The sequence below is a fragment of the Pseudomonas sp. MTM4 genome (genome assembly GCF_019355055.1).
Classification (GTDB): Bacteria; Pseudomonadota; Gammaproteobacteria; order Pseudomonadales; family Pseudomonadaceae; genus Stutzerimonas.
In genome coordinates, this window is the sequence record NZ_CP048411.1 from 4,300,784 (window position 1) to 4,327,127 (window position 26,344).

Sequence of the window (26,344 nt, forward strand, 5' to 3'; positions counted from 1 at the left end):
ACCGAATTGAGCAAGTCCCTGCAAGCCATTCGTGGCATGAACGATATTCTGCCGGCGCAGACGCCGGTGTGGCGCTATCTGGAATCGACTTTTGCGCGTCTGCTGGACAGCTATGGTTACAGCGAGATCCGCCTGCCCATCCTCGAGTTCACCGACCTGTTCGCCCGTGGCATCGGTGAAGGAACCGATGTGGTCGATAAGGAGATGTACACCTTCCTCGATCGTAACGAAGAGTCGCTGACCCTGCGCCCCGAGGGCACGGCCGGCTGCGTCCGCGCCGTGCTCGAACATGGCATGACCGGTGGCGGTCAGGTGCAGAAACTCTGGTATGCCGGTCCGATGTTCCGTTATGAGAAGCCGCAGAAGGGCCGCTATCGTCAGTTCCACCAGATTGGCGTGGAGGTATTCAATCAGCCCGGCCCCGACGTCGATGCCGAATTGATCGTACTCACGGCCCGACTGTGGAAGAAGCTCGGCATGTCCGACGCGGTCACGCTGCAGCTGAACAGCCTAGGCTCCAGCGAGGCGCGCGCGACCTATCGTGATGCTTTGGTCGCCTACCTGCAGCAGCATTTCGAACAGCTTGACGAAGATAGCCAGCGCCGCTTGACCAGTAATCCCTTGCGCATTCTGGATAGCAAGAATGCTCAGACTCAGGCTTTGCTGGCTGATGCGCCGACATTGCATGACTACCTGGACGATGAGTCTCGTGTTCATTTCGAAGGGCTCAAGGCCCGTCTCGAAGCAGCAGGCATCGCTTATCAGATCAACCCAAAGCTTGTGCGTGGCCTGGATTACTACGGCCGCACCGTATTCGAGTGGGTAACCGACAAACTGGGGTCGCAAGGCACGGTGTGTGCGGGTGGCCGTTACGACGGCCTGGTCAGCCAGTTTGGCGGTAAACCAACGCCGGGCGTGGGCTTTGCAATGGGCATCGAACGCCTGGTGCTGCTGCTGGAAACGCTTGAGCTGGTCCCGGAAGAGCTCAACCAGCCAGCGCACGCATTCATCTGCGCGTTCGGCGAGCCTGCTGAGCTTGCCGCGCTGGCTCTGGCCGAGCGCCTTCGTGACGCCTTGCCTGGTCTTCGCCTGCTGGTCAACGCCGGCGGCGGCAGCTTCAAAAGTCAGTTCAAGAAGGCTGACAAGAGCGGGGCACGTTTCGCGCTGATTCTGGGTGACGACGAACTGGCCGCGCGCGTGGTAGGTTGCAAGCCGCTGCGCGACGACAGCGAACAACAAAGCATTGCCTGGGATGCTCTACCCGAGCGTCTGGCTGCCTGTCTGGATTGATCGGACAGGTCTGAATTCAGCGATTGAAAGGAGTGACGGTGTGACCTCGGGTACCGAAGAAGAACAGCTGGCGCAAATCAAGGACTGGTGGCAGCGTAACGGCAAGCCTTTGCTACTGGGAGGCATACTCGCGCTGGTGCTGGTGTTTGGTTGGCAGTTCTGGCAAAAGCATCAACTCAATCAGGCGCATAACGCCTCGGCCGTCTATCAACAGCTGCTCAATGCCGCGCTGAATGAGGGGGCGGTGGATACCGCCGAAGTTTCGCGCCTGGGCAATCTGCTGCAGAAAGAATTTGCCGGCACGCAGTACGCGCAGTACGGCAGCCTCTTCGTAGCCAAAGTGGCGGTAGAGTCCGGCCGTCTCGATGAAGCCGCAACAGAGTTGCGGAGTGTGTTAGACAAGCCCGCCGACAAGACGCTCGAAGAACTGGCCCGCCAGCGCCTCGCTCGCATTCTGGCCGCACAGGATAAGGCCGAAGAGGGGCTCGCGTTGCTGCAAGGCGAGGCTCTGAAAGCATTTGCTGCCAGTCGTGAAGAGTTGCGAGGCGATCTGCTGGTCAGGCTGGGGCGATATGACGAAGCCCATGCTGCCTATACCAAGGCCAAAGAAGTGCTGTCACAAGATGCCGCAATCGGCGGTCTGCAGCTGAAACTGGACGACCTGGCTCGTGGAGAGGCATGAATTGATGCGTTGGAAAACTGCCGCACTGCTGACCTTGGCCGTCCTGGCTGCTGGTTGCAGCAGCAATGACAAGAAAGAACCCGAACCCGCCGAGCTGGTCAAGTTCGATGCCGAGATCGAGCTGAGCAAGCAGTGGGATCGTTCGATCGGTGAAGGCCAGGGTGAGACCTACAATCTGCTAACACCTGTCGTCTACGGTGACGAGATATTCGCCGCTGACGTCGAAGGGCTCGTCGTAGCGATGGATCGCATGACCGGCAAGGTCAACTGGAAAAGTGATCTGGAGATGCCGATCTCCGGCGCGGTGGGTGCTGGTTACGGCTTGGTGCTGGTAGGCACCCTGCGCGGCGAAGTCCTGGCGCTCGATGTCTCGACCGGTGAAGAGCGTTGGCGCAGTCGGGTTAGCAGCGAGATTCTCGCCGCACCTGCAGTCAATGGAGACGTGGTGGTCGTTCAGACTCAGGATGACCGCGTCATCGCGTTGGATATAGACACCGGTGAGCAGCGTTGGAGTTACGAAAGCACCCCGGCGGTGCTGACTCTTCGCGGTACCGGCGCTCCGCTACTGACCAATCAACTGGCCATCGCCGGGCTTTCCAGCGGCAAAGTCGTGGCGCTGGATACTCGTCGTGGTCTGCCGGTCTGGGAACAGCGTGTAGCTATTCCGCAAGGCCGTTCCGAACTCGAACGCGTCGTCGATATCGACGGCGGCCTCCTGCTTTCAGGCGAAACCTTGTATGTCGCCTCCTTCCAAGGGCGCGTCGCTGCGCTGGATCTGCAAAGCGGCCGCATACTCTGGCAGCGGGATACCTCCACCTCGTCCGGTGTGGCGATGGGCTACGGTAGCGTCTATCTCAGTCAGGCTGATGGCTCGGTTATCGGAATCGATGAACGTTCGACTACGGTGCTCTGGACGAACGACGAGCTCGCTCGCCGCCAGCTATCCGCGCCAGCCGTATTTTCCAGCTATGTGGCGGTCGGCGACAAGGAAGGTTATTTGCATTTCCTGAGTCAGGTCGATGGTCGCTTCGTGGCGCGTACTCGCATCGATAGCGATGGTGTGCGTGCGCGGCCTGTTGTCGAGGGTGACTGGCTGTATGCCTACGGCAATGGCGGGAAGCTGGTCGCGTTGACCATTCGCCAGGCGGATTGACCGCCCCGTCATAGCCTGCTGTTCCGCCTGGGCGGAACGCTTAATATTCGGCCGCTGCCTTGCAGCGGCCTTCGTGTTTTCTGAAATATCGCAGTGGAGAGCCGTATGGTTCCCGTAATCGCCCTGGTGGGCCGCCCGAACGTCGGTAAATCCACCCTTTTCAATCGCCTGACCAAAAGCCGTGACGCCATCGTCGCGGAGTACGCCGGTCTGACCCGGGATCGCCAGTACGGCGAGGCCAAATGGCAGGGCCGCACCTATATCGTTATCGATACCGGTGGTCTGACCGGGGACGAAGAAGGCATCGATGCCAAGATGGCCGAGCAGTCGTTGCAAGCCATGGAGGAAGCCGATGCGGTGATGTTCATGGTCGACGCGCGCGCCGGCATGACGCCGGGCGACCAGATGATCGCTGAGCATCTGCGCCGGATGAACAAGCGCCACTTCCTGGTGGTGAACAAGGTCGACAGCATCGATCCCGACATCGCACGGGCCGAGTTCAGCCCGCTGGGTCTCGGCGATGCGCTGCCGATCGCAGCAGCCCATGGCCGCGGTATCAGTCATATGCTGGAACAGGCACTCGGCGCGTTTCCGAAGGACAACGCAGAAGAAACCGAGGGCGACGAGGGTGAGGGCGAGACGGTTGCCGAGGGCGAGGAGCTCAAGCGTATTCCCGGGCCGAGCGAAAAGGACGGCATCAAGATCGCCATCATCGGGCGCCCCAATGTCGGCAAATCAACGCTGGTCAACCGCATGCTTGGCGAAGAGCGGGTCATCGTCTATGACCAGGCCGGCACCACCCGCGACAGCATCTACATTCCCTTCGAGCGTGGCGAGGAGAAGTACACCCTGATCGACACCGCAGGCGTGCGGCGTCGTGGCAAGATCTTCGAGGCGGTGGAAAAATTCTCCGTGGTCAAGACACTGCAGGCGATCCAGGATGCCAACGTGGTGATCTTCGTCATGGATGCGCGCGAAGGCGTGGTCGAGCATGACCTCAACCTGCTCGGCTTCGTGCTGGACAGCGGGCGTGCCCTGGTCATCGCGCTGAACAAGTGGGACGGCATGGAGCTCGGTGAAAAGGATTACGTGAAGAAGGAGTTGGAGCGCCGGCTATTTTTCGTCGAATTCGCCGACATCCACTTCATTTCAGCCAAGCACGGCACCGGCGTTGGCAATCTATATAAGTCTGTGCAGGCCTCGTTCACCTCGGCCGTTACTCGCTGGCCCACCAGCCGTCTGACCCAGATCCTTGAGGATGCCGTGCGCGAGCATGCGCCGCCCATGGTCGCTGGCCGTCGAATCAAGCTGCGCTATGCACACTTGGGGGGCGCCAACCCGCCGCTGATCGTTATTCACGGCAACCAGGTCGACGCGATTCCCAAGTCTTACACGCGCTACCTGGAAAATACCTACAGGCGCGTTCTGAAGCTGGTCGGCACGCCGATCCGCATCGAATACAAGGGCGGTGAAAACCCGTTCGAGGGCAAGAAAAACACCCTCACCGATCGTCAGGTAAACAAGAAGCGCCGCCTCATGTCGCACCACAAGAAGGCCGAGAAGAAGCGTCGGGACAAGAAGCGCTGATTCCATAGGCTCCGGCGCGGTCGCGCACGAAATGGCAACAGACCCTAGCTCTCGTCGAACGTCTGGTCCATATCCAGGGCTGGTCGTGCGTGCCTCGGCTTGCCAACCTGGCGAGCCGGGTTGCCCACCACGGTTATGTGGGGCGCAACGGGGTGCAGCACGATGCTGCCCGCACCGATCTTGGCGCCTTCGCCAATTTCTATATTGCCCAGGATCTTAGCGCCCGCGCCGATCAGCACTCCGCTGCGCACCTTCGGATGACGGTCGCCGCTTTCCTTGCCGGTACCGCCCAGCGTCACGCCTTGCAGGATTGAAACGTCGTCGCCCACCTCGGCCGTTTCGCCGATGACGATTCCCGTACCGTGGTCGAGCATGATTCCGCTGCCCAGCCGGCTGGCCGGATTGATGTCGATGCCCAGACGTTCATTGCAGCGTGCCTGGATGAACATCGCCAGCATTCGCTCATCCTGTTGATGCAGCCGATGCCCGATACGGTAGGCCTGTAGGGAAAGGAACCCCTTGGAAAACAGGAGCACTTCCAGCGCGGTGTCGAAAGCAGGATCGCGACTGACGATCGCCTGCAGGTCGCGCCAGGCCATTTCGCCTAGCAGCGGGGCCATTCGATGCTCGCTGGCGAAGCGGTCGAACAGCGCATTCGCTTGTTCCGACGTATCTGCCAGCGTGCGGCTGACGCGATAGGCGAGTGCGCAGCCGAAATCCGGATGATTGAGCACGACCTGCTGAACAATGCTTTCCAGGATCGGCTCCTTCCTAAGCGCCCGTTCGGCCTGGTCGCGCAGGTCGTTCCAGGAATGGCTGGCAGGTTGGATAGGCATAGCGAACTCCTTGGTGAGTATCAGCAGGCAACGGGCTGTGGGGCTGGCGTTGCGCGCGGCCGCACCAACTGTACAGCCGAGGTTGTCATTCTGGACACCCTCGTCTCGAGCGGCCTTGATCGGCTATGCTGTTTGCCCCCTGTCGAAGCCCCGTACGGCAGGCCTGTTGGAAGCCCGTCATGCTCATCAGTAAATTGCCCAACGTCGGCACCACCATCTTCACCACCATGTCGCAGCTTGCGGCTCAGACCGGTGCGCTGAATCTGTCTCAAGGTTTCCCGGATTTCGATGGGCCCGATGCACTGCGCGAAGCGGTGGCTCGTCACGTTATGGCCGGACATAACCAGTACGCACCGATGACCGGTTTGCCGGCATTACGCGAGCAGGTGGCGTTGAAAGTCGCACGTCTGTATGGACGGCAGGTGTGCGCCGATAGCGAAGTCACCATTACGCCGGGCGCGACCCAGGCGATCTTTTGCGCCATTCACGCGGTGGTGCGCCCGGGCGACGAAGTCATCGTTTTCGATCCCTGCTACGACAGCTACGAGCCGGCTGTGGAACTGGCCGGTGGCATCTGCATTCATCAGCCGCTGAGCCTGCCGGAGTTCACCATCGATTGGCAGAAGTTGGCCGATACGATCACGCCACGTACCCGCATGATCGTGCTGAATACGCCGCACAATCCCAGCGGCGCGTTGATCGAGGCCGCAGATCTGGACCGTCTGGCCGAGTTGATGCGCGACAGGGATATCTATCTGCTCAGCGACGAGGTCTATGAGCATCTGGTATTCGACGGTCGCGAGCACGCCAGTGTGCTGCGCCATGAAGAGCTGTATCAGCGCGCATTCGTCGTCAGCTCCTTCGGCAAGACCTACCACGTCACCGGCTGGAAGACTGGTTACGTAGTGGCGCCAGCCGGATTGAGCGCCGAACTACGCAAAGTGCACCAGTACGTCAGCTTTACCGGCGTTACGCCGTTGCAATGGGCATTGGCGGATTTCATGGCCGCCCATCCCGAGCACCTGAGTGAGCTGCCAGCGTTTTATCAGGCAAAGCGCGATCTGTTCTGCGGTCTACTGGCCGGCTCGCGGTTCAGCTTCACTCGCGCGGCGGGCACTTATTTCCAGTTGGTCGACTACTCGGCGATTCGTCCGGATCTCGACGACGTCGCCATGGCCGAGTGGCTCACGCGTGAACACGGCGTGGCGAGCATCCCGATTTCGGTTTTTTATCAGACGCCTCCAGCCCAATCGCGGCTGGTCCGCTTCTGCTTCGCCAAACGAGAGGAGACGCTGCGCCAGGCAGCCGAACGACTATGCGCGATCTGAACGACTTGCCCGATCTCGAACTGGCGCTGATCCAGACCACACTCGTCTGGCAGGACGCCAGCGCCAATCATGCGCGCTTCGATGAGTTGCTGGAGCAGGCTCGCGGTGCCGATCTGATCGTGTTGCCGGAAATGTTCACCACGGCCTTCTCGATGAATTCGTCGGAGCTGGCCGAGCCGGAAGAAGGTCCGACCTACAGCTGGCTGCGAGAGCAGGCGGCACGTATGGACGCGGTGATCACCGGCAGTGTCATCATCGAGGCCGCGGACGGCAGTCACCGCAATCGTCTGCTCTGGGTGCGGCCGAACGGCGAGATATCGCACTACGACAAACGCCATCTGTTCCGCATGGCTGGCGAGCACAAGCACTACACCGCTGGCGACCAGCAGGCGCTATTCGAGCTCAAGGGTTGGCGTGTGCGGCCCTTGATCTGCTACGACCTGCGCTTCCCCGTGTGGAGCCGCGATCCTCGCGACACCGATCTGCTGCTGTACACGGCCAACTGGCCCGCCGCACGCCGCAATGCCTGGAATCGGCTGCTTCCGGCGCGCGCCATCGAAAACCTCTGCTACGTCGCGGCGGTGAATCGCGTTGGAAAAGACGGCAATGGCTATCCGTATAGCGGCGACAGCCAAGTGCTGGATTATCTAGGCGATCCGTTGTTGGAAGCGGGTGATTCCGATGGCGTATTCCGTACGACATTACGCGCCCGTGACCTGGCGGCGTTCCGAGAGAAATTCCCTGCATACCACGACGGCGACGTGTTCGAATTGAAGTTCTAGCAGCGCGGGCCCGGCGTATTCGTGGTGCTGCGCCGCCAGCGCGCCACCAACCAGCCATAGATCAGCACATTGGCCAGCAGTACCACGGCAGCCAGCAGGTATTGCACGGGTACGCTCAACCAATCCGGGTAGATCAACGGCAGCAAATAATGCTCTACGAAGCTCGCCTCATACCCGGCACTGCCCGCTAGCCGCCGCAGCAGATTCTCCCAATGGGTCAAAGGGCAGTGGCCGCCCGTCAGCTCTACGAAAATGCCCCATGCTACCGCCGGCAAATGCAGCACCAGGAAGCCGCGCCTCCAGGCTACCAGCAGGCCTCCTAACAACACGAAGATGATGAAGCCCAGGTGCAGAAGCAACACTGCATCGGCGCCGAATCGATAAAGCATGACGTTTATCCAGCCGTTTCCGGATGTTTGAGGCACGCAATCTCATGGTTGTAGAGGCGAGCACGGAACCGGTAGCAGCGCACCGAGCAGCGCCAGTCGAACAAGGCCAGAGAATGCAGTGCCCGCGTGGCGGCGCGCAATATGCGTGCTGTTCGCTCCAGCAAAACCTAACGCTTGCTTCCGAGCTTCCGAGCTTCCGAGCTTCCGGCTAACGCACGCCGCGCTGATCTAGCCTCGTTTGCCGCTTACCGTTGCCGAGCGAGAAATCGACTTCGCACAGCGACGTAGGTCGACGGTGCCGACATAGCGATTAGCATTGCCCTGTACACACGCGACGCTGTTGTTACGCCATCGCTCCCATTCGCTCACCGGGTACTGGCGATTCCATATGTCGAAGAGGCGCCGGTCTTGTTTCGACAGACGCAATCCGTAGCGTTCGCTCATATAGAGATAGGTCCTGGCGATGGTGCCACGGCTATAGTCCGGCGGCATCGCGGTGCGTTGCTTGAAATTAACCACGAACCGGCACGCGCCGTACTGGTTCGGCTTCTCGCTGAGCATGCCGAAGCCGTAGTTGCTGCGGTCTCCGTTGACCTCGCCGACCACCGGAACCAGATTGTGCAAATCGGCCTCGGCCTTGCTGAAAACCGGATCGGTCGAGGTGCAGCGCTTGCGACCGCCTTGTTGCCAGCATTGACGTTGATGGCCGATCACCCAAGCGGGAACGATGTGTTCCCATTCGACGCGTGCGGCGCGCTTAGGCTGCTTGCGAGGGATGTAGCCACAGCTCGCCAGGTCGATCTGCTTGCCTTTGAAGGCGCAGCGGCAATAGAAATCCACTGGTCGCTCAGCATAGATGGTCCAAGCGATCTTCTTCGCCGCGTAGAAGGTTCGCGGCGCTTCGGCATGAACGACAGTGGATAAAAGAAGGGCAAGCAGAAGCAGGCTGTAACGACGCATGGGAATCTCGACGACTGGCTGAGAGTCGCATCCATGCGGGGCGCGTCATATTACCTGCAATCTATGAAAAATCTATATAGAACAATAAGTTACATGATGGCATTAAGCCTGCGTCGACCCAGCCGATTGATCCACAGAGAGGCGAGGATGATTAGCCCACCGATGGCAAGTAGCAGCAGATTTGTGTCCGTACCCCAGATCAACAGATTCAGAATCAGCCCCACCGGTACCGCCAGATTGTTCACCACTGCCAACGTGCCGGCGTCCACCAGGGTTGCGCCCTTGTTCCAGCAGAATTGACCTAACGCCGTGGCCAGTACACCCATCCATACCAGTACGCCCCATTGGTTTGCCGTTCCAGGCAATTTGTCGGCATCGCCGAACAGCAGCCAGGCCGGCAGCACGATTACCAATGCACCGAGGAAGAAATAGCCAAAGCGCCGATAGAGCGGGACATCCGATGGATAGCGTTGCGCCAGGTGCTTATAGCCAACCTGCCCGGCGGCGAAGGTGAAATTGGCCAATTGCATCAATAGGAAACCGCCGAGAAAATCGCTGGAAATCCCGTCATAGCGGATCAGGCCCGCGCCGAGTACCGCGACCGCCGCGGCCAGCAGCGCCCAAGGATTGAAGCGTCGATTGAGCGCGTCGTCGATCAGCGTGACGTGCAGCGGTGTGAGGACCGTGAACAGCAATACCTCGGCTACCGTCAGGACGTTGAAGCTCAGATACAGGCACAGGTAGGTCACGCCGAACTGCAGCGCACCGACCAGCGTTACGCCTGCGATGAAGCCCGGCGCAACGCCGCGCCAACGGGTGAGCGGGAGAAACACGAGTCCGGCGATAACCACGCGGGTAAGCACCGCGAAATAGCTGTCCACCTGGCCGGCCAGATAAGCGCCGATCAGGTTGAAAGAAAACGCCCAGAGCAGGGTTACGAAGATCAGGTAAAGCATGCCGGCTCCTCAGCAGAAGGCCGGCGACCTTAGCGGCTCGGCTGCAAAGAGGGAAGACCCGGCGTGCGTTCGGTGGCGGTGGCTGGCGTGCTCGGGTCCGGCGCGCCAGCGGTAGGCTCAGGCGGACTTGAGCGAGGCCATGTCGATGACAAAGCGGTATTTCACATCGCTCTTGAGCATGCGCTCGTAGGCTTCGTTGATGTCCTGCATGCGGATCATCTCGATATCCGAAACGATGCTGTGCTCTGCGCAGAAATCCAGCATCTCCTGAGTCTCGGCGATACCGCCGATCAACGAGCCGGCCAGTCGGCGGCGCTTGAAGATCAGCCCGAAGACGTTTGGCGACGGGTGGGGAGAAGCCGGTGCACCCACCAGGGTCATGGTGGCATCGCGCTTGAGCAGCGCCATGAAGGCATCGAGGTTGTGCGGTGCGGCCACGGTGTTGAGGATGAAGTCGAAGCTGTTCAGATGCGCAGCCATCTCGTCCTTGTTTTTCGATACCACGACTTCCGAGGCACCCAGGCGCAGGGCGTCTTCCCGCTTGTCCGGCGATGTGGTGAACAGCACGACCTTTGCGCCCATGGCGTTAGCGATTTTCACCGCCATGTGGCCAAGGCCGCCGAGGCCGACCACGCCGACCTTCTGCCCCGGGCCGACTTTCCACTGGCGTAGCGGTGAATAGGTGGTGATGCCGGCACACAACAGCGGCGCGACGGCGGCAAGATTATCGGTGTGGCTAATGCGCAATACGAATTTTTCGTCCACCACGATGACGTCCGAATAACCACCGAGAGTGTTCTCGCTGCCGCCGAACGCCGACCCGTTGTAGGTGCCGGTGAAACCGTTCTCGCAGTACTGCTCCAGCCCTTCGGCGCAGGACGAGCAGCTACGGCAGCTGTCGACCAGGCAGCCGACGCCGGCCAGATCACCGGCTTTGAAATGCGATACGGCCGAGCCGACCGCGGCAACGCGGCCAATGATCTCGTGGCCTGGCACGGATGGATAAAGGGTGTTGTTCCATTCGTTGCGCGCGGTGTGCAGGTCGGAGTGGCAGACACCGCAGTAAAGGATGTCGATCTGTACGTCGTTCGGCCCGACAGCGCGGCGCGAAAACGAATGAGGGGCGAGCGGTGTGCTCGGGTCAAGGGCGGCGTAACCGATGGCGTTGCTCATGGCGGCTCCTGTGTTTGCATGTCCGGGCTAGAGGCCAAGCTTATACCGATGGCGGCGACGTCGTTTGCACGATTCTCGCGATGAATGACAGATTACTGTCGAAAGGATTGAAGCAACGAAGCGACACGTTTCATAGGGTGCGCTCTGCGCCCCCTACGAGCAGCTGGATACACGGAAGCGGGTTGCCGCACGGTTATGGTTCGTTGGAAGGCGGGGAGGTTCGGACGAAACCTTCTCGCATTTGATAGCGACGCCGGTCACCCATACCCCCGCGTCTCGTAGGGTGCGCTCTGCGCACCACTGGGCTCGGATAAATGCGGTGCGCGGAGCGCACTCTGTGGGCAGTGGCGAGCCCGTTGGGGCTCGCCGGGCTGGATCAGGCTGCCTTCGCCTCGGCCTCACGCACCGCGCGGTTCAATGCGCTGAACAGGGCGCGGATGCTCGCCGTGGTGATGTTCTCGTCGATGCCTATGCCATGCAACGGGCGCTCACCATCCAGGCGCACTTCGATATAGGCCGCGGCCTTGGCATTGCTGCCGGCACCTATGGCGTGCTCGTGGTAGTCCATGATTTCCAGCTTGACCGGCAGTGCCGCGACCAGTGCTTCCAGCGGGCCCTTGCCGATGCCGCGCAGGTTCAGGGTTGCGCCTTCGTTGATCACCTCCACTTCAAGCGCGCTGGTGCCATTCTCTTCCTGCAGGCGATGACCCTTGAGCGCGTAGGGCGTGACGGCTTGCAAGTATTCGGCTTCCAGCAGTGCATAGATCTGCGCGGCGCTCATCTCCAGGCCGAGGCGGTCGGTTTCCTTCTGCACCACCTGGCTGAACTCGATCTGCATGCGCCGTGGCAGGCTGATGCCGTATTCCTGCTCAAGCAGATAGGTAATGCCGCCCTTGCCGGACTGGCTGTTGACGCGGATCACCGCTTCGTAGCTGCGGCCGATGTCCGCCGGGTCGATCGGCAGGTAAGGCACTTCCCACAGCTCGTCGGCCTTCTGCACGGCGAAGCCCTTGCGGATCGCATCCTGGTGCGAGCCGGAGAAGGCGGTGTGTACCAGATCGCCGACGTAAGGATGGCGCGGGTGCACCGGCAACTGGTTGCATTCCTCGACCACCTTGCGCACGGCGTCGATGTCGGAGAAATCCAGCTGCGGATCGACACCCTGGGTGTACATGTTCAGCGCCACGGTCACCAGATCGACGTTGCCGGTGCGCTCGCCATTGCCGAACAGGCAGCCTTCGACGCGATCGGCGCCGGCCATCAGGCCCAGTTCGGTGGCCGCCACGCCGGTGCCGCGGTCGTTGTGGGTGTGCAGGCTGATCAGCACGCTGTCACGCTTGGCAATACGGCGACCGAAGTATTCGATCTGATCGGCATAGATATTCGGGGTGGCCGCCTCGATGGTGGCCGGCAGGTTGAGGATCAGCTTCTGCGCGGGCGTCGGCTGGAAGACCTCGATCACCGCGTTACACACCTCGATGGCGAAATCGGTCTCGGTGGAACTGAATACCTCCGGCGAATACTCGAAGCGCCAGTTGGTCTCTGGCACCGCGGCGGCCAGGCGCTTGATGACTTGCGCCGCACTGACCGCGATGTTCACCACGCCGGCCTTGTCCTGATTGAAGACGATGCGGCGGAAGCTCGGTGCGGTGGCGTTGTAGTAGTGGACGATGGCCTGCTTGGCGCCCTTGAGCGATTCGAAGGTGCGGGTGATCAGGTCTTCGCGTGCCTGGGTCAGCACCTGAATGGTCACGTCATTGGGAATGTGGCCGCCTTCGATCAGTTCACGCACAAAATCAAAATCGGTTTGCGAGGCGGAGGGGAAGCCCACCTCGATTTCCTTGACCCCCACGGCGACCAGCGTCTTGAAAAAACGCATCTTCTTCGCCGCATCCATCGGCTCGATCAGTGACTGATTGCCGTCGCGCAAGTCGGAGCTGAGCCAGATCGGCGCCTGGGTGATGGTCTTCGACGGCCAGGTGCGATCAGGGATATCAATAGGGGCGAAGGCGCGATATTTTTTCGACGGATCTTTGAGCATGGTCATGGCGTTTCCTTGGGGCTCGCTCGTGGCGACAGCAATCGGGACCGGTTTTGCCGGCTGGTTATGGTGAAAACTTAGTCCTTTCTGGTTGAGTCGTGCAACAGTTGCCAAAAAATTGGTATGAACTGCTCTGATAGATAAGTTGTGCGAGATTTACTGCCGATAATTTCGTTCTTGCTTGCGCTTGCTTGCTCGAAACTTTTGCGGCTTCATGTCGCAGCCGCTTCGGCAAACCGAGCGTGCGATCATCAGGTACCGGTTCAGCAGAGCCAGGGCACTGTTAACCAAGGATTTGCCGGTGACACGCAAACGGCTTTCGACATCAAGTATCTGGCTTGGCCTGTTCGCCATGCTGATGATTCATGTCGGCCCGTTGTACTCGGCGATACAGACGGCGCAAACCGCCGCTGCGCCGATCGGCGAGCACCATCAGCATGCCGGCCATGAGTCCTCGCCGGCACACGGTCATCACCGGCAGGCATTGGGCACTGAACCCGCCTGGTTGGCGGCGCTGGAGCTCTGCGGTTATTGCGAACTGCTGACGCTCAACCCGCCGCTGACGCTTGCCCTCGATCTGGCCTTGCCTCGGCATGAGCCCGAGCATTTCCTCTCCCTGCCCGACGCGCCGCTGATCCCGGCGTTGCGTCGCAGCAGCGGCTACGCACGCGCTCCCCCGTTTTTCCACAGCTGATGCCTGGAGCCGTGTCGCCACGGCTATACCCAAACATTGAAGTGGGAATTCACATGACCCGTAATACTCGTGGCCGTCAGGCCCGTGCCTGCCTGTCCAATAGCTTTTCGATCCGATCATCCCGCCTACGTTGGCAGGCCGTCCATGCCGCTCTGCTGGGAGTGCTGGCCAATGCTGCGCTGGCGGCCGAGCAGGGCGATCACGCTCATCATCATAGCTCCGTCGAACTCGCGCCGATGGTCATCACAGGCGTCGGTCAGCAATCGCCTCTGACCGTGGTCACCGATCCGAAAATCCCGCGCCAGCCCGTTCCGGCCAGTGATGCCGGCGATTACCTACAGACCATCCCCGGCTTCTCCGCCGTGCGTGGCGGCGGCTCCAACAGCGATCCGGTGTTTCGCGGCATGTTCGGCTCGCGCCTGAAGCTGCTGGCCAATGGTGCCGAGATGCTCGGTGCCTGTCCGAGCCGGATGGACTCGCCCAGCTCCTACATCACCCCGGAGAACTACGATTCGCTGACTGTCATCAAGGGGCCGCAGACCGTGCTCTGGGGCGCTGGCAACTCGGCGGCGACGATTCTCTTCGAGCGCGAACCTGAAAGCTTCAGCGAGTTGGGCGGGCGCATCGATGCCAGCTTTCTAGTGGGCTCCGATGGTCGTTTCGATCGCACTATCGATGCCGCCACGGGCAGCGAGCGGGGCTATATCCGCCTACTGGCCAATCGTTCGGATTCGGACGATTACCAGGACGGTAATGGCGACCGGGTTCATTCGCGCTGGGACAAGTGGAGTACCGACCTGGTGCTTGGCTGGACGCCGGACGAAGACACGTTGCTGGAGCTGACGGTCGGTCGCGGCGACGGCGAAGCTCGCTACGCGGGGCGCGGTATGGATGGCAGCCAGTTCGAGCGCGAGAGCATCGCCCTGCGTTTCGAGCGGGACAACCTCGGCGAGGTGCTGCAGAAGATCGAGGCACGGGTCTACTATAACTACGCCGATCACGTGATGGACAACTACAGCCTGCGCACGCCTTCAGGCATGGGCATGATGGCCAATCCCATGGCCAGCAATGTCGACCGGCGCACCTTGGGCGGGCGGTTTGCCGCAACCTGGCAGTGGGGCGCCTACGAGCTGGTGGCCGGTGTCGATGCGCAGCGCAACGAGCACCGCAAGCGCAACTCCAGCTACGACATGATGACCGGCACGCTGACCGAGCATGACCGCTTCGCCTGGGACCAGGATGCCGATTTCCACAACTACGGCTTGTTCGGTGAACTCACCCGTGAGCTGGGTGACGACCGCCGGGTGATCGGCGGCGCACGCCTGGATCATGCCGCCGCCAAGGATTACCGCAGCACAGGCCCGTCGGCAGGCGACAGCCGTAGTGACAACCTGCCGAGCGGCTTCCTGCGTTACGAGCATGATCTGCAATCGCTTCCCGCAACGGCCTATGTGGGCCTTGGTCATACCCAGCGCTTCCCTGATTACTGGGAACTGTTCTCGGGCGGTGCCGATGCCTTCGCCAATGTGCAGCCCGAAAAGACCACCCAGCTGGATTTCGGTCTGCAGTACAGCCAGGGCCCGCTCGATGCTTGGGCGTCGGCCTATGTCGGCCAGGTTCGCGACTACATCCTGTTCAGCTACCAGACCAACATGATGGGCATGTCCACATCGAGCGCCGACAACATCGACGCGCGCATCATGGGCGGCGAACTGGGCGCCAGCTATCGCCTGAATTCCAATTGGAAAACCGATGCCAGCCTGGCCTACGCCTGGGGCAAGAACAGCTCCGATGGCGAGGCGTTACCACAGATGCCGCCACTGGAGGGGCGGCTGGGCCTGACCTACGAGCAGGGCGACTGGAGCGCGGCCGGTCTCTGGCGTGTGGTGGCGGCGCAGAATCGCGTGGCCGAGAACAAGGGTAACGTGACCAGCAAGGACTTCGACGAAAGCTCGGGCTTCGGCGTGTTCTCGCTCAACGGCGCCTATCGCCTGAACCAGAACTTCAAGCTCAGCACCGGTATCGACAACCTGTTCGACAAGGCCTACAGCGAGCACCTCAACCAGGCTGGCAATGCCGGTATCGGCCTGTCGGCGGATGAGCGCATCAACGAGCCGGGCCGCACCTGGTGGGCGCGGGCCGATATGAGCTTCTGATTGGTCGCTTGGAGGAAGGCGGGGCTTTTCCGCCTTGGACGTAGGCTGGGGTTGTGAAGCGGATTGTTGCCCATGTATCAGGGATGATGCATGGGCAGCGCCTGAGTCTTCGTGACGCTACAGCTAGCCGGCCGCTTCAGCCGAATGCCTTTCTGGCTGCGGCAGCGCCGGTGCGCCACCCTGCGTCAGCGACTCGCTCCAACCCATCATGTCCGCCCCGCTCGGGTGCTGGAACACCCGCAGGCCGAACTCCGGCAGGATCGATAGCAGGTGATCGAAAATATCCGACTGAATCGCCTCGTACGGCACCCAGCTCACGGTGTTGGTGAAGCAGTAGATCTCTAGCGGTAGCCCGTCGGCTGTGGGCGCCATCTGACGCACGATGAATGTCATGTTCTGATGAATGCCCGGGTGGCTGCGTACATAACGTTCGACGTAAGCGCGGAAGGTGCCGATATTGGTGATGCGCCGGGTATTCACCGGCTCTTGCCCACGCTCGGCCAGCCTGGCGTTCCAGGCGTCGATATCGCGCTGCTTCTCGCCCAGATAGTCTTCGAGCAAGCTGAAACGATGCAGGTGTTTGCATTCCTCCTCACTGAGAAAGTGCACGCTTTGCTGGTCAAGAAAGAGGCTGCGCTTGATCCGGCGGCCACCACTCTCCTGCATGCCTCGCCAGTTCTTGAACGAATCGGAAATGAAGCGCTTGGTCGGAATGCTGGTGATGGTCTTGTCCCAGTTCTGCACCTTGACCGTGTGCAGGGCAATGTCGATCACGTCGCCATCGGCGTTCAGCTGCGGCATTTCGATCCAGTCGCCGACGCGGATCAGGTCGTTGGAGGTGATCTGCACGCTGGCCACCAGCGACAGCAAGGTGTCCTGGAAGATCAACATCAGCACCGCAGCCATGGCACCGAGACCGGAAAGCAGGATCAGCGGCGAGCGGTCGATCAGGGTGGCGATGATCAGGATGGTGGCGATGGCGTAGAGCACGATCTTGACGACCTGCAGGTAGCCCTTGATCGGGTGCAGATGGGCGTCGGAGCGGCGCTGGTAGAGCAGGTTGATGATGTCCATCACCGCGCCCAGGGCGAGGGCGATGGTCAGCACGATAAAACCGCCACAGACGTTTTGCACCACGGTCACGGCGGCTTCCGGCAGGCCTGGAACGGCGCTCACGCCGATCGACAGCACCAGTGCCGGGACGATATTGGACAGCCGTTTGATGATGCCGAAATCCTGCAATTCGGCATCGCGCGCATGGCGCAGCAGGCCATAGAGCCCACGCACCAGGATCCGCTTGACGATCCAGTTGGACAGCCAGGCGGCAAAGATCAGCGCGGCGCAGGCGACCAGCGTTTGCAGTTCGGGGTGGGCTCTGAGCCAGTCCAGCCAGCCGGCAAACTCGTCAGTCATTCAATACTCCATCGGTACTTGATACAGCGGGACGTGCTGCAAGGAGGCGGACCTTAACAAAATCCGCCAGTGCAGTCCCGGCAGTGGACGGGTACGAGCTGCCGTTCGGCTCAGCGAATGAATTCACGGCTGATGGACTTGAACAGGTCGGTGCCGGCGCGCTCCATCCATTCGAAGGCAACCATCTCGCGCGAGACAATCTGCGCGCCGGCCTGACGCATGCGCTGCAACGCCAGCTCCTTGTCGGAGGCGCGGCGCGAGCTGACCGCTTCCTCGACCACGAACACCTGGCAGCCGTGCTCCAACAGGTCGAGCACGGTCTGCATGACGCAGACATGGGTCTCACAGCCGCAGACCACGAACTGCTTGCGATCCCCGCCGGGACGCTTGAACAGTTCGCCGTCTGCGGCGGAGGAGAACTCCATCTTTTCCAGGATGGACTCGGCCTCCACGCCTTCGCGAAGTACGGCTGCGGTCGGCCCCAACCCCTTGCTGTACTGCTCGGTGATCAGCACCGGCACCTCGACACGTCGGGCGATCTGCTGCAGCCAGGCGGTGTTCTCGATCATGGCGGCGCTGTCCAGGATGGCCGGCAGCAGGCGCTCTTGGATGTCGATGATCAGCAGGGTGGATTCCGTGGCTTTGATACGCATGTCGGTAGCTCCTTTTTGTTGCGGTTCAGAGTTTGAACGCGCCAATGAATATCGACGGATCGACACGTGTGTCGTTAAGGCTGACGTTCCAGTGTAGGTGCGGCCCGGTGGCGCGGCCGGTGGCGCCGACCTTGCCCAGTATTTCGCCGCGACCGAGCGGGTCGCCGACCTTCACCCCGATCTCGGACAGGTGGCAGAACATGCTGATCAGCCCCTGGCCATGGTCGACGAAGACCGTCTTGCCATTGAAGAAATAGTCACCAGTGAGGATGACTTTTCCGGCCGCCGGTGCCTTGATCGGTGTGCCGGCTTTGGCGGCGAAATCCAGACCTGAATGCGGGTTGCGTTCTTCTCCATTGAAGAAACGACGCAGACCGAAAGGCGAGGAAAGCGGGCCGTCGACGGGCTTGTCGAACAACAGGTTGCTGGGCTGGTTGGGGTTGAACTGACGATAGGCCTCGGTCTGCTCGGCCAATTCCCGCTCGATGCGTTTGAGGTCCTCGGGGTTCGGATTGACCTGGCGCTGGTTCTTCAATGTGATGTGCTGGGCGCGGTATTCGCGGTGCTCGACCTGAAAGCTGCGTGGGCTGCCATTGACGTCCACCTGCTGCGCTCCGGGTTTGATCGTGAGCGGGATGCCGAGAATGGCAATCCAGCGCTGGCCGTCCTCCCTGATCACCAATGCCGGCTTGCCCTGGTAGCGCACCTGCGGCGTGGCGACGCCGTCGCCCAGTTCGACCACTGCCACACCGCCTGGCACCGGCTTGTTCAACAGACGGGTGATGAAGCCCTCGGCGTGGGCGGGAAGAGTGAGCACGAGCATAAGCAGGAAAACGATGACGCGTGGCATGGGCGGATCCGCTGGGAGAAATGGCCATCCTCGCGTAAACGCCTGGCGGGGGGAAGGGTATACGGCGTAGGGCTCCACGGCGCGGTCGTCTGAAAACACTCGTAACCAATCGGTCGTGACGCGCTCCTCGCTGCTGACTATTCTCTCGGTCCCGTATCTACCCCAAGGGCTCCATGAACATTCCCTGTACCCAGCCGCGATCGTCGGCCATGACGATCGCGGCGCTCTCCAGCTGCTATTTTTCGATCATTCCAACCTCCGATGTCGCGTTATCCCACGCGTGCACCGCTTGCGCCGTAGTGCGCCACCTGTCCACCACAGGAGACCGCAAACATGGAATGGATCGCTGATCCTACGGCCTGGCTGGGCCTTCTCACGCTTATCGTCCTGGAAATCGTCCTGGGCATCGACAACCTGGTCTTCATCGCCATCCTCGCGGACAAGTTGCCGCCCGAGCAGCGCGACCGTGCGCGCGTCATCGGCTTGAGCCTGGCGCTGGTGATGCGCCTGGGCCTGCTGGCAAGCATCGCCTGGCTGGTGACGCTCACCGAGCCGTTGGTCGAACTCTTCGGCAAAAGTTTCTCCGGGCGCGACCTGATCATGCTCGGCGGTGGCCTGTTCCTGTTGTTCAAGGCGACTATGGAACTGCACGAGCGGCTGGAAGGCCGTATGCACCAGCACACTGGCAGCAAGGCCTACGCCCGCTTCTGGCCGGTGGTAGCGCAGATCATCGTGCTCGACGCGGTGTTCTCCCTCGATGCGGTGATCACCGCTGTGGGCATGGTCGAGCATCTGCAGGTGATGATGATCGCCGTGGTCATCTCCATGACGCTGATGCTGCTGGCGAGCAAGCCGCTGACCGCCTTCGTCAATGCGCGGCCGACGGTGATCATGCTCTGCTTGGGCTTTTTGATGATGATCGGCTTCAGCCTCACTGCCGAAGGCCTGGGCTATCACATTCCGAAGGGCTACCTGTACGCGGCCATCGGCTTCTCCATCGCCATCGAGTTCTTCAACCAGCTGGCCCGTTCGCGTCGCAAGCGCAGCCTGCAGGGCGCCCGCCCGCTACGCGAACGCACCGCCCACGCCGTGCTGCGTATGCTCGGCGGCAAACTGGAAGCCGACGAAGTGGATGACGAGATCGCCGACATGGTGGATCGGAGCGGCCAGGCGGAGACGGGTTCGCTGTTCAACCGACGCGAGCGGGTGATGATCAGCAGCGTGCTCAATCTTGCCGAGCAGTCCATTCGCACAGTGATGACCGATCGCATGGAGGTGGACCGCATCAACCTCGACGGCGAGCCCGCGACTATCCAGACGGCGCTGCTCAACTCGCCGCACTCGCGTCTTGTGGTGGCCCGTGGCGATTCGCCGGACGAGCCGCTGGGCTATGTGCACAAGAAGGAGCTGCTCAAGACGCTGCTCAATGGCGAGGCGCCAGAGATCGAGCCGCTGGTGCGTGCGCCCATCAACCTGCCAGACAGCTGTACGGTGCTTAGCGCCCTGGAACAAATGCGCCATGCCTCGACCCACATCGCCTTCGTGGTCAACGAATTCGGCGGCTTCGAAGGCCTGCTGACCTTGACCGATATTCTCGAAGCGATCGCCGGCGAGCTGCCGGATGCCAGCGAGGTGGAGGGACCGGATATCGAGCCGGTGGAGGGTGGCTACCGCATCAACGGCGCGGTCAATCTCGCCGTGCTGCGCGAGCGCCTCGGCTTTCGTGCGGTGGCGACCGACGACTACCAGACCCTGTCCGGGCTGGTGATGAGCCTGCTTGATCGCCTACCGGTGATCGGCGACCAGGTGGAGCACGCCGACTGGCGATTGCACGTCACCGAGGTCAAGGACCGGCGCGTCACGGGGCTATTGCTCAAGCGGATCGAGGAGCAAGGCGCGGCGAGGTAAGGGACTAAAGCCCGGCAGGTATTTCCCGCCGGGCTTGCTCGTTCAAAGCAGCGGCAGTGTCACCGGCTCGAGGTGGTTATCTTCCACTCGCACATCCAGCTCACCCTCACCGAGACGGGCCTTGAGGCGCTGGCCGGGCTGCGTCTGGCTGGCGCGGCGGACGGCATGGCCGTGTTCGTCCAGCAGAATGCTGTAACCGCGCGACAGGGTTGCTAGCGGGCTGACGATATTGAGCGTCTGCGCCAGGCCCTGCAGCTGCTGGCGGCGGGTCTTTAACCTTTCCTGCATGGCACGCGGCATGCGCTCGGACAGATGCTCAAGACGCTGGCGCAGCAGCTTCAAGGTGCGCCCCGGATGCTGTGCGCCCAGGCGGGTATCAAGGCGGGCAAAGCGCTCCTGGCCCGCGCAGAGGCGACGGTCAATACCGCGCAGCAGGCGTTGTTCGAGGTCGTCGATGCGCTGGGCTTGCTGTTGCAGACGTTCGCCGGGATGGCGCAGACGCTTGGTCAGGTTCTCGAGCCGAGAGCTGTCGCGATGAAGCCGGTCCTGCATGCGCAGCAACAGACGCTGGCGCAGGCTTGCCAGGCGCTGGGAAATATCCGTGCTGCTGGGTGCCAGCAATTCGGCCGCGGCAGAGGGTGTCGGTGCACGCACATCGGCGACGAAGTCGGCGATGGACACGTCGGTTTCGTGGCCCACGGCGCTGACGATCGGCGTCTGGCAGGCGGCTACGGCGCGGGCGATGACCTCTTCGTTGAAGCACCAGAGATCTTCCAGCGAGCCGCCACCGCGGGCCAGGATCAACGCATCGAAGCCGCCGCGATCAGCCAGCTCGATGGCGCGGACGATCTGTGTAGTCGCTTCGCGGCCCTGGACCGGTGTCGGCACCAGCGTCAGTGCCACATGGGGCGCGCGGCGGCGAAACACCGAAATGATGTCGCGGATCACCGCGCCGGTCGGCGAGCTGACGATGCCGATCCGCTGTGGGTGTGCGGGCAGGGCGCGCTTGCTGTCAGCATCGAACAGGCCCTCGGCACCGAGCTTTTCCTTCAGCGCTTCGAAGGCCAGACGCAGCGCGCCGTCGCCCGCCGGCTCGACATTGTCGAGGATCAACTGATAGTCACCACGACCCTCGAACAGCGACACCCGTCCGCGCACCTTCACGGCCAAGCCGTCGCGCAACGCTTGGCGCACTCGTAAGGCGTTCTGCCGGAACAGCGCGCAACGCACTTGGGCGTTTTTGTCCTTCAGCGTGAAATAGATGTGGCTGGAAGCCGGCTTGGCAAGGTTGGATATCTCGCCTTCGACCCAGACTTGGGCGAACACGTCCTCCAGCAGCAGCCGCGCGCGGCCGTTGAGCTGGCTGACGGTGAGGATCTCGCGGTCGAGATTCAAGCGTTGAAAGGGATCTTTGAGCATGGCGGCGATGATACGGGAAATGACCCCGAAGAGCGCTGGAGGCTGAAGGTGGACGGCGCGCGCGCTCGGCTCCGACCGGGCGCGATTGACCTGAGCGGGCAGCGTATTAAGCTGCGCGGCTTTCCTCCACCTTCGACCCAAGCCCATCATGAGCCACAGCCAAGCGATCATCGTGCCGCGTATTTCCACCTTTCCTGGCCATGAAGCCAGGGCGCGAAAGGTCCTTCGCTGGCTCGTCGAGCGGCGCATCGTCGAGGCGCTGCCGACCACCTGTGGTCGCGGTGCCAGCGGCATGGCCTATGCGATCGCGCCGGGCGCGCGCGCCGTGGTCCTGCATCCGGAACGGCTGCCGTTCGACCAGCCGATCAATGGTTTGGAGGTTGTGACCAAGCGCTGCATCTATACGCCGACTCACGATTTTGCCGAGGAGGCGGGTTGCCCTGAATGTCGCCGCGAGATCGGTGAGGCGTTGTTCGAGAGTCTCGACGAGTGGATGCCCGCGCAGACCGACACCTTTACCTGCCCGGAATGCGGTTATGAAGACGACATTAACGGCTTTCTTTTCATTCCGGCCTGCGGTTTCTCCAATCTCGGGTTCATCTTCAATGGTTGGGGTGAGGCCGGCTTCAGCCAGTCCTTCCTTGACGAGTTCGCCGCACGCCTTGGTTTTGGAGTGGCGCTAGTGGTCGAGCAGTTGTGACCGATCGGTCATTTTGCCAATGCAGCGAAGCGGAGTGCGCGCGGCGGACCTCACAACCGCATTGAGCGTGATGGTGTGGGTGGGTATAATGCCGCGCTTCCTTTTTCCCGCCTGGGAGCCCCCGCCATGCTGCGTATCAGCCAAGAAGCTCTGACGTTCGATGATGTTCTCCTAATCCCGGGATATTCCGAAGTTCTGCCGAAGGATGTCAGCCTCAAGACTCGCCTGACCCGCGAGATCGAGCTGAACATTCCCCTGGTTTCCGCAGCCATGGATACCGTCACCGAAGCCCGCCTGGCCATCGCCATGGCGCAGGAAGGCGGCATCGGCATCATCCATAAGAACATGAGCATCGAGCAGCAGGCTGCCGAAGTGCGCAAGGTCAAGCGTCACGAGACGGCCATCGTCCATGACCCGGCGACCGTCACGCCCGAGACCAAGATCAGCGAGCTGCTGCGCAAGGCGCGCGAGCTGGGCTTCTCCGGTTTTCCGGTGGTTTCCGGTAAGGAGCTGGTCGGCATCGTGACCGGCCGCGACCTGCGCTTCACGCCCAATACCGGCGACACCGTGGCAGCGATCATGACGCCCAAGGCGGACCTGATCACCGTCGAAGAAGGCACACCGCTGGAAGAAATCAAGGTCAAGCTCTACGAGCACCGCATCGAGAAGATGCTGGTGGTCGATGGCAACTTCCATCTGCGCGGCCTGGTGACCTTCCGCGATATCGAGAAGGCCAAGAGCTACCCGCTGGCCTCCAAGGACGAGCAGGGCCGCCTGCGTGTCGGCGCTGCCGTGGGGACTGGTGCGGATACTGCTGATCGTGTCGAGGCGCTGGCAGCTGCTGGCGTCGACGTGGTTGTGGTAGACACCGCCCACGGCCATTCCAAGGGCGTGATCGATCGCGTGCGTTGGGTGAAGCAGAACTTCCCACAAGTGCAGGTGATCGGCGGCAATATCGCCACTGCCGAAGCCGCGCTGGACCTGGTCAAGGCCGGTGCCGATGCGGTCAAGGTCGGCATCGGCCCGGGCTCGATCTGCACCACGCGCATCGTCGCCGGTGTCGGCGTGCCGCAGATTTCCGCCATTGCCAACGTTTCCGCCGCGCTGGAAGGCACCGGCGTACCGATGATCGCCGACGGTGGCATCCGCTTCTCCGGTGATCTGTCCAAGGCCATCGTTGCAGGCGCCAACGCGGTGATGATGGGCTCGATGTTCGCCGGTACCGAAGAGGCCCCGGGTGAAATCGAACTGTTCCAGGGCCGTTCCTACAAGGCCTACCGCGGCATGGGCTCGCTGGGCGCCATGTCCCAGGCTCAGGGCTCTTCGGACCGCTACTTCCAGGACTCTTCCGCCGGTGCCGAGAAACTGGTACCCGAAGGCATCGAAGGCCGCGTGCCTTACAAAGGCTCACTGTCGGCGATCATCCATCAACTGATGGGCGGCCTGCGCGCCTCCATGGGCTACACCGGCAGCGCCACCGTCGACGAGATGCGTTCGCGGCCGCAGTTCGTGCGTATCACCGGTGCCGGCATGGCCGAGTCCCATGTGCATGACGTGCAGATCACGAAAGAGGCGCCCAACTACCGGGTCGGTTGATCCAGCCTCGATTAACAGGCGCTGGGAGCTGGAAGCTGGAAACTTGAAGTCGCGACTTCGGGCCTCTGCTTCCAGCTTCTGGCTTTCAGCTTCAAGCTTTTTCCGAAGGAAAGCCCCATGTCTCATCCCGACATTCACGCCCACCGCATCCTGATCCTCGACTTCGGTTCCCAGTACACCCAACTGATCGCCCGCCGCGTGCGCGAGCTCGGGGTCTATTGCGAGCTGCATCCCTGGGACATGAGCGACGAGGACATCCGTGCCTTCGCCCCGCGCGGCATCATCCTCGCCGGCGGCCCCGAGTCGGTGCACGAGGAGGGCAGCCCTCGGGCGCGGCAGGCGGTGTTCGATCTGGGCGTGCCGCTGTTCGGCATCTGCTATGGCATGCAGACCATGTCCGAGCAGTTGGGCGGCAAGGTGCAGGGTTCGGATGTGCGTGAATTCGGCTATGCGCGGGTCGACCTGGTCGGCAAGTCGAAGCTGTTCGACGGCATCGAGGACCACATGGACGACGACGGCGTCTTCGGCCTCGACGTCTGGATGAGCCACGGCGACAAGGTCACCGATATCCCGGAAGGCTTCCATATCATCGCTAGCACGCCGAGCTGCCCGATCGCCGCGATCGGTGACGAGGCCCGCCGCTACTACGGCGTGCAGTTCCACCCGGAAGTGACCCATACCAAGCAGGGCGGCCGCATCCTGTCGCGCTTCCTGCTGGAAATTTGCGGTTGCGAGGCGCTGTGGACGCCGTCGAACATCGTCGAAGACCTGGTCGAGCAGGTCCGCGCCCAAGTGGGCAGCGCCAACGTACTGCTGGGCCTGTCCGGCGGCGTCGATTCCTCGGTGGTCGCCGCACTGCTGCACAAGGCCATCGGCGACCAGCTGACCTGCGTCTTCGTCGACAACGGCCTGCTGCGCCTGCACGAAGGCGACCAGGTGATGGCCATGTTCGCCCAGAACATGGGCGTCAAGGTGATCCGCGCCGATGCCGAAGCGCAGTTCCTGGAGAACCTCGCTGGCGAAGCCGACCCGGAGAAGAAGCGCAAGATCATCGGTCGCACCTTCATCGACGTCTTCGATGCCCAGGCCAGCAAGCTCGACAACATCCAGTTCCTCGCTCAGGGCACCATCTACCCGGACGTGATCGAGTCGGCTGGCGCCAAGAGCGGCAAGGCCCACGTGATCAAATCGCACCACAACGTCGGCGGCCTGCCCGAGGAAATGAACCTCAAGCTGGTCGAGCCGCTGCGCGAGCTGTTCAAGGACGAAGTGCGCAAGATCGGCCTCGAACTGGGCCTGCCTTACGACATGGTCTACCGCCATCCCTTCCCGGGCCCGGGCCTGGGCGTGCGCATCCTCGGCGAGGTGAAGAAGGAATACGCCGACCTGCTGCGCCGCGCCGACCATATCTTTATCGAAGAGCTGCGCAACTTCGACTGGTACCACAAAACCAGCCAGGCCTTCGTGGTGTTCCAGCCGGTCAAATCGGTCGGTGTAGTCGGTGATGGCCGCCGCTACGCCTGGGTCGTTGCATTGCGCGCCGTGGAAACCATCGACTTCATGACCGCACGCTGGGCGCACCTGCCCTACGAGCTGCTGGAGAAGGTCTCCAACCGCATCATCAACGAAATCGAAGGCATCTCCCGCGTCACCTACGACGTATCGAGCAAGCCGCCGGCGACGATTGAGTGGGAGTGATCGGCACTTGGCAAATACTAGCTGCCGAGTAGCATGAAATAACACTAAGCCCGCGTAAGCGGGCTTTTTTTATGCTTGGG

22 protein-coding genes are annotated in these 26,344 nt (G+C 61.7%); 12 read left to right on the forward strand and 10 right to left on the reverse strand.

Annotated features, from left to right (window positions below):
* Positions 1-6: 6 nt before the first annotated feature.
* From hisS to der, 4 genes are all read left to right on the forward strand, one after another.
* A complete protein-coding gene (gene hisS / locus GYM54_RS19805; protein ID WP_181101684.1) occupies positions 7-1,290 on the forward strand; it encodes a histidine--tRNA ligase in 1,284 nt (427 codons plus the stop codon).
* Between the two features lie 40 nt (positions 1,291-1,330).
* Positions 1,331-1,972, forward strand: a complete 642-nt coding sequence (locus tag GYM54_RS19810; protein ID WP_181101682.1) for a tetratricopeptide repeat protein — start codon at positions 1,331-1,333, stop codon at positions 1,970-1,972.
* A 4-nt stretch (positions 1,973-1,976) separates the two neighbouring features.
* The gene (gene bamB / locus GYM54_RS19815) at positions 1,977-3,125 is read left to right on the forward strand and encodes an outer membrane protein assembly factor BamB (protein ID WP_181101680.1); all 1,149 of its coding nucleotides are present in this window, start codon (positions 1,977-1,979) and stop codon (positions 3,123-3,125) included.
* Between the two features lie 105 nt (positions 3,126-3,230).
* Positions 3,231-4,712 (forward strand): ribosome biogenesis GTPase Der, encoded by a 1,482-nt coding sequence (der, locus tag GYM54_RS19820; protein ID WP_181101678.1) that lies wholly within the window; start codon positions 3,231-3,233, stop codon positions 4,710-4,712.
* Between the two features lie 44 nt (positions 4,713-4,756).
* On the opposite strand, the gene cysE is transcribed toward der, so the two are convergent.
* Positions 4,757-5,548, reverse strand: coding sequence for a serine O-acetyltransferase (gene cysE / locus GYM54_RS19825; RefSeq protein WP_197445455.1), 792 nt, complete (start codon positions 5,546-5,548; stop codon positions 4,757-4,759).
* Between the two features lie 179 nt (positions 5,549-5,727).
* Here cysE and GYM54_RS19830 point away from each other — a divergent pair, with 179 nt between their 5' ends.
* Entirely contained in the window at positions 5,728-6,876 is a 1,149-nt protein-coding gene (locus GYM54_RS19830) for a pyridoxal phosphate-dependent aminotransferase (RefSeq protein WP_181101674.1), read from the forward strand.
* Positions 6,864-7,658 carry an amidohydrolase gene (locus tag GYM54_RS19835; protein ID WP_181101672.1) on the forward strand — a complete coding sequence of 265 codons (795 nt, stop codon included), beginning with the start codon at positions 6,864-6,866 and terminating at the stop codon, positions 7,656-7,658. Before GYM54_RS19830 ends, GYM54_RS19835 begins: the two co-directional genes overlap by 13 nt.
* On the opposite strand, the gene GYM54_RS19840 is transcribed toward GYM54_RS19835, so the two are convergent.
* The 5 genes from GYM54_RS19840 to leuA form a co-directional block, all read right to left on the reverse strand.
* The gene (locus GYM54_RS19840; protein ID WP_197445454.1) at positions 7,655-8,047 is read right to left on the reverse strand and encodes a DUF2784 domain-containing protein; all 393 of its coding nucleotides are present in this window, start codon (positions 8,045-8,047) and stop codon (positions 7,655-7,657) included. The two genes, GYM54_RS19835 and GYM54_RS19840, sit on opposite strands and share 4 nt — an antisense overlap.
* Positions 8,048-8,275: 228 nt before the next feature.
* Positions 8,276-9,007, reverse strand: a complete 732-nt coding sequence (locus tag GYM54_RS19845; protein WP_181101668.1) for an endonuclease — start codon at positions 9,005-9,007, stop codon at positions 8,276-8,278.
* 89 nt (positions 9,008-9,096) lie between these two features.
* Complete coding sequence (locus GYM54_RS19850; RefSeq protein ID WP_181101666.1) at positions 9,097-9,963, reverse strand: carboxylate/amino acid/amine transporter; 867 nt, start codon at positions 9,961-9,963, stop codon at positions 9,097-9,099.
* 117 nt (positions 9,964-10,080) lie between these two features.
* Positions 10,081-11,136, reverse strand: a complete 1,056-nt coding sequence (locus tag GYM54_RS19855; RefSeq protein ID WP_219232600.1) for an NAD(P)-dependent alcohol dehydrogenase — start codon at positions 11,134-11,136, stop codon at positions 10,081-10,083.
* 376 nt (positions 11,137-11,512) lie between these two features.
* Positions 11,513-13,183: a 2-isopropylmalate synthase gene (gene leuA / locus GYM54_RS19860; protein WP_181101664.1), complete on the reverse strand. Its 1,671-nt coding sequence runs from the start codon at positions 13,181-13,183 to the stop codon at positions 11,513-11,515.
* 295 nt (positions 13,184-13,478) lie between these two features.
* Here leuA and GYM54_RS19865 point away from each other — a divergent pair, with 295 nt between their 5' ends.
* Both GYM54_RS19865 and GYM54_RS19870 read left to right on the forward strand, forming a co-directional pair.
* Positions 13,479-13,871, forward strand: a complete 393-nt coding sequence (locus GYM54_RS19865) for a DUF2946 domain-containing protein (protein ID WP_257626590.1) — start codon at positions 13,479-13,481, stop codon at positions 13,869-13,871.
* 53 nt (positions 13,872-13,924) lie between these two features.
* Positions 13,925-16,027, forward strand: a complete 2,103-nt coding sequence (locus GYM54_RS19870) for a TonB-dependent copper receptor (protein WP_181101660.1) — start codon at positions 13,925-13,927, stop codon at positions 16,025-16,027.
* Positions 16,028-16,150: 123 nt separating this feature from the next.
* Here GYM54_RS19870 and GYM54_RS19875 read toward each other — a convergent pair whose 3' ends face one another.
* The 3 genes from GYM54_RS19875 to GYM54_RS19885 form a co-directional block, all read right to left on the reverse strand.
* On the reverse strand, positions 16,151-17,440 hold the full coding sequence (locus GYM54_RS19875) for a mechanosensitive ion channel family protein (protein WP_181101658.1): 1,290 nt from the start codon (positions 17,438-17,440) through the stop codon (positions 16,151-16,153).
* 110 nt (positions 17,441-17,550) lie between these two features.
* Positions 17,551-18,093 carry a hydrolase gene (locus tag GYM54_RS19880; protein WP_181101656.1) on the reverse strand — a complete coding sequence of 181 codons (543 nt, stop codon included), beginning with the start codon at positions 18,091-18,093 and terminating at the stop codon, positions 17,551-17,553.
* Between the two features lie 25 nt (positions 18,094-18,118).
* A complete protein-coding gene (locus GYM54_RS19885) occupies positions 18,119-18,943 on the reverse strand; it encodes a peptidoglycan DD-metalloendopeptidase family protein (RefSeq protein WP_181101654.1) in 825 nt (274 codons plus the stop codon).
* 333 nt (positions 18,944-19,276) lie between these two features.
* On the opposite strand from GYM54_RS19885, the gene GYM54_RS19890 reads away from it, so the two are divergent.
* Positions 19,277-20,851 (forward strand): TerC family protein, encoded by a 1,575-nt coding sequence (locus GYM54_RS19890; protein ID WP_181101651.1) that lies wholly within the window; start codon positions 19,277-19,279, stop codon positions 20,849-20,851.
* 42 nt (positions 20,852-20,893) lie between these two features.
* On the opposite strand, the gene xseA is transcribed toward GYM54_RS19890, so the two are convergent.
* Positions 20,894-22,270 carry an exodeoxyribonuclease VII large subunit gene (xseA, locus tag GYM54_RS19895; RefSeq protein WP_181101649.1) on the reverse strand — a complete coding sequence of 459 codons (1,377 nt, stop codon included), beginning with the start codon at positions 22,268-22,270 and terminating at the stop codon, positions 20,894-20,896.
* A 148-nt stretch (positions 22,271-22,418) separates the two neighbouring features.
* On the opposite strand from xseA, the gene GYM54_RS19900 reads away from it, so the two are divergent.
* From GYM54_RS19900 to guaA, 3 genes are all read left to right on the forward strand, one after another.
* A complete protein-coding gene (locus tag GYM54_RS19900; protein ID WP_131651221.1) occupies positions 22,419-22,970 on the forward strand; it encodes a sugar ABC transporter ATPase in 552 nt (183 codons plus the stop codon).
* Between the two features lie 126 nt (positions 22,971-23,096).
* Positions 23,097-24,566 carry an IMP dehydrogenase gene (gene guaB / locus GYM54_RS19905; RefSeq protein WP_131651222.1) on the forward strand — a complete coding sequence of 490 codons (1,470 nt, stop codon included), beginning with the start codon at positions 23,097-23,099 and terminating at the stop codon, positions 24,564-24,566.
* Positions 24,567-24,683: 117 nt separating this feature from the next.
* The gene (guaA, locus tag GYM54_RS19910) at positions 24,684-26,264 is read left to right on the forward strand and encodes a glutamine-hydrolyzing GMP synthase (protein ID WP_131651223.1); all 1,581 of its coding nucleotides are present in this window, start codon (positions 24,684-24,686) and stop codon (positions 26,262-26,264) included.
* The last annotated feature ends 80 nt before the right edge of the window (positions 26,265-26,344 follow it).

Bases quoted from the DNA above. Each gene is read 5' to 3' on its own strand.
- bamB (WP_181101680.1), top strand. From the start codon at position 1,977: ATGCGTTGGAAAACTGCCGCACTGCTGACCTTGGCCGTCCTGGCTGCT.
- der (WP_181101678.1), top strand. From the start codon at position 3,231: ATGGTTCCCGTAATCGCCCTGGTGGGCCGCCCGAACGTCGGTAAATCC.
- cysE (WP_197445455.1), bottom strand. From the start codon at position 5,548: ATGCCTATCCAACCTGCCAGCCATTCCTGGAACGACCTGCGCGACCAG.
- GYM54_RS19830 (WP_181101674.1), top strand. From the start codon at position 5,728: ATGCTCATCAGTAAATTGCCCAACGTCGGCACCACCATCTTCACCACC.
- GYM54_RS19835 (WP_181101672.1), top strand. From the start codon at position 6,864: ATGCGCGATCTGAACGACTTGCCCGATCTCGAACTGGCGCTGATCCAG.
- GYM54_RS19840 (WP_197445454.1), bottom strand. From the start codon at position 8,047: ATGCTTTATCGATTCGGCGCCGATGCAGTGTTGCTTCTGCACCTGGGC.
- GYM54_RS19845 (WP_181101668.1), bottom strand. From the start codon at position 9,007: ATGCGTCGTTACAGCCTGCTTCTGCTTGCCCTTCTTTTATCCACTGTC.
- GYM54_RS19850 (WP_181101666.1), bottom strand. From the start codon at position 9,963: ATGCTTTACCTGATCTTCGTAACCCTGCTCTGGGCGTTTTCTTTCAAC.
- GYM54_RS19855 (WP_219232600.1), bottom strand. From the start codon at position 11,136: ATGAGCAACGCCATCGGTTACGCCGCCCTTGACCCGAGCACACCGCTC.
- leuA (WP_181101664.1), bottom strand. From the start codon at position 13,183: ATGACCATGCTCAAAGATCCGTCGAAAAAATATCGCGCCTTCGCCCCT.
- GYM54_RS19870 (WP_181101660.1), top strand. From the start codon at position 13,925: ATGACCCGTAATACTCGTGGCCGTCAGGCCCGTGCCTGCCTGTCCAAT.
- GYM54_RS19875 (WP_181101658.1), bottom strand. From the start codon at position 17,440: ATGACTGACGAGTTTGCCGGCTGGCTGGACTGGCTCAGAGCCCACCCC.
- GYM54_RS19880 (WP_181101656.1), bottom strand. From the start codon at position 18,093: ATGCGTATCAAAGCCACGGAATCCACCCTGCTGATCATCGACATCCAA.
- GYM54_RS19885 (WP_181101654.1), bottom strand. From the start codon at position 18,943: ATGCCACGCGTCATCGTTTTCCTGCTTATGCTCGTGCTCACTCTTCCC.
- GYM54_RS19890 (WP_181101651.1), top strand. From the start codon at position 19,277: ATGGAATGGATCGCTGATCCTACGGCCTGGCTGGGCCTTCTCACGCTT.
- xseA (WP_181101649.1), bottom strand. From the start codon at position 22,270: ATGCTCAAAGATCCCTTTCAACGCTTGAATCTCGACCGCGAGATCCTC.
- GYM54_RS19900 (WP_131651221.1), top strand. From the start codon at position 22,419: ATGAGCCACAGCCAAGCGATCATCGTGCCGCGTATTTCCACCTTTCCT.
- guaB (WP_131651222.1), top strand. From the start codon at position 23,097: ATGCTGCGTATCAGCCAAGAAGCTCTGACGTTCGATGATGTTCTCCTA.
- guaA (WP_131651223.1), top strand. From the start codon at position 24,684: ATGTCTCATCCCGACATTCACGCCCACCGCATCCTGATCCTCGACTTC.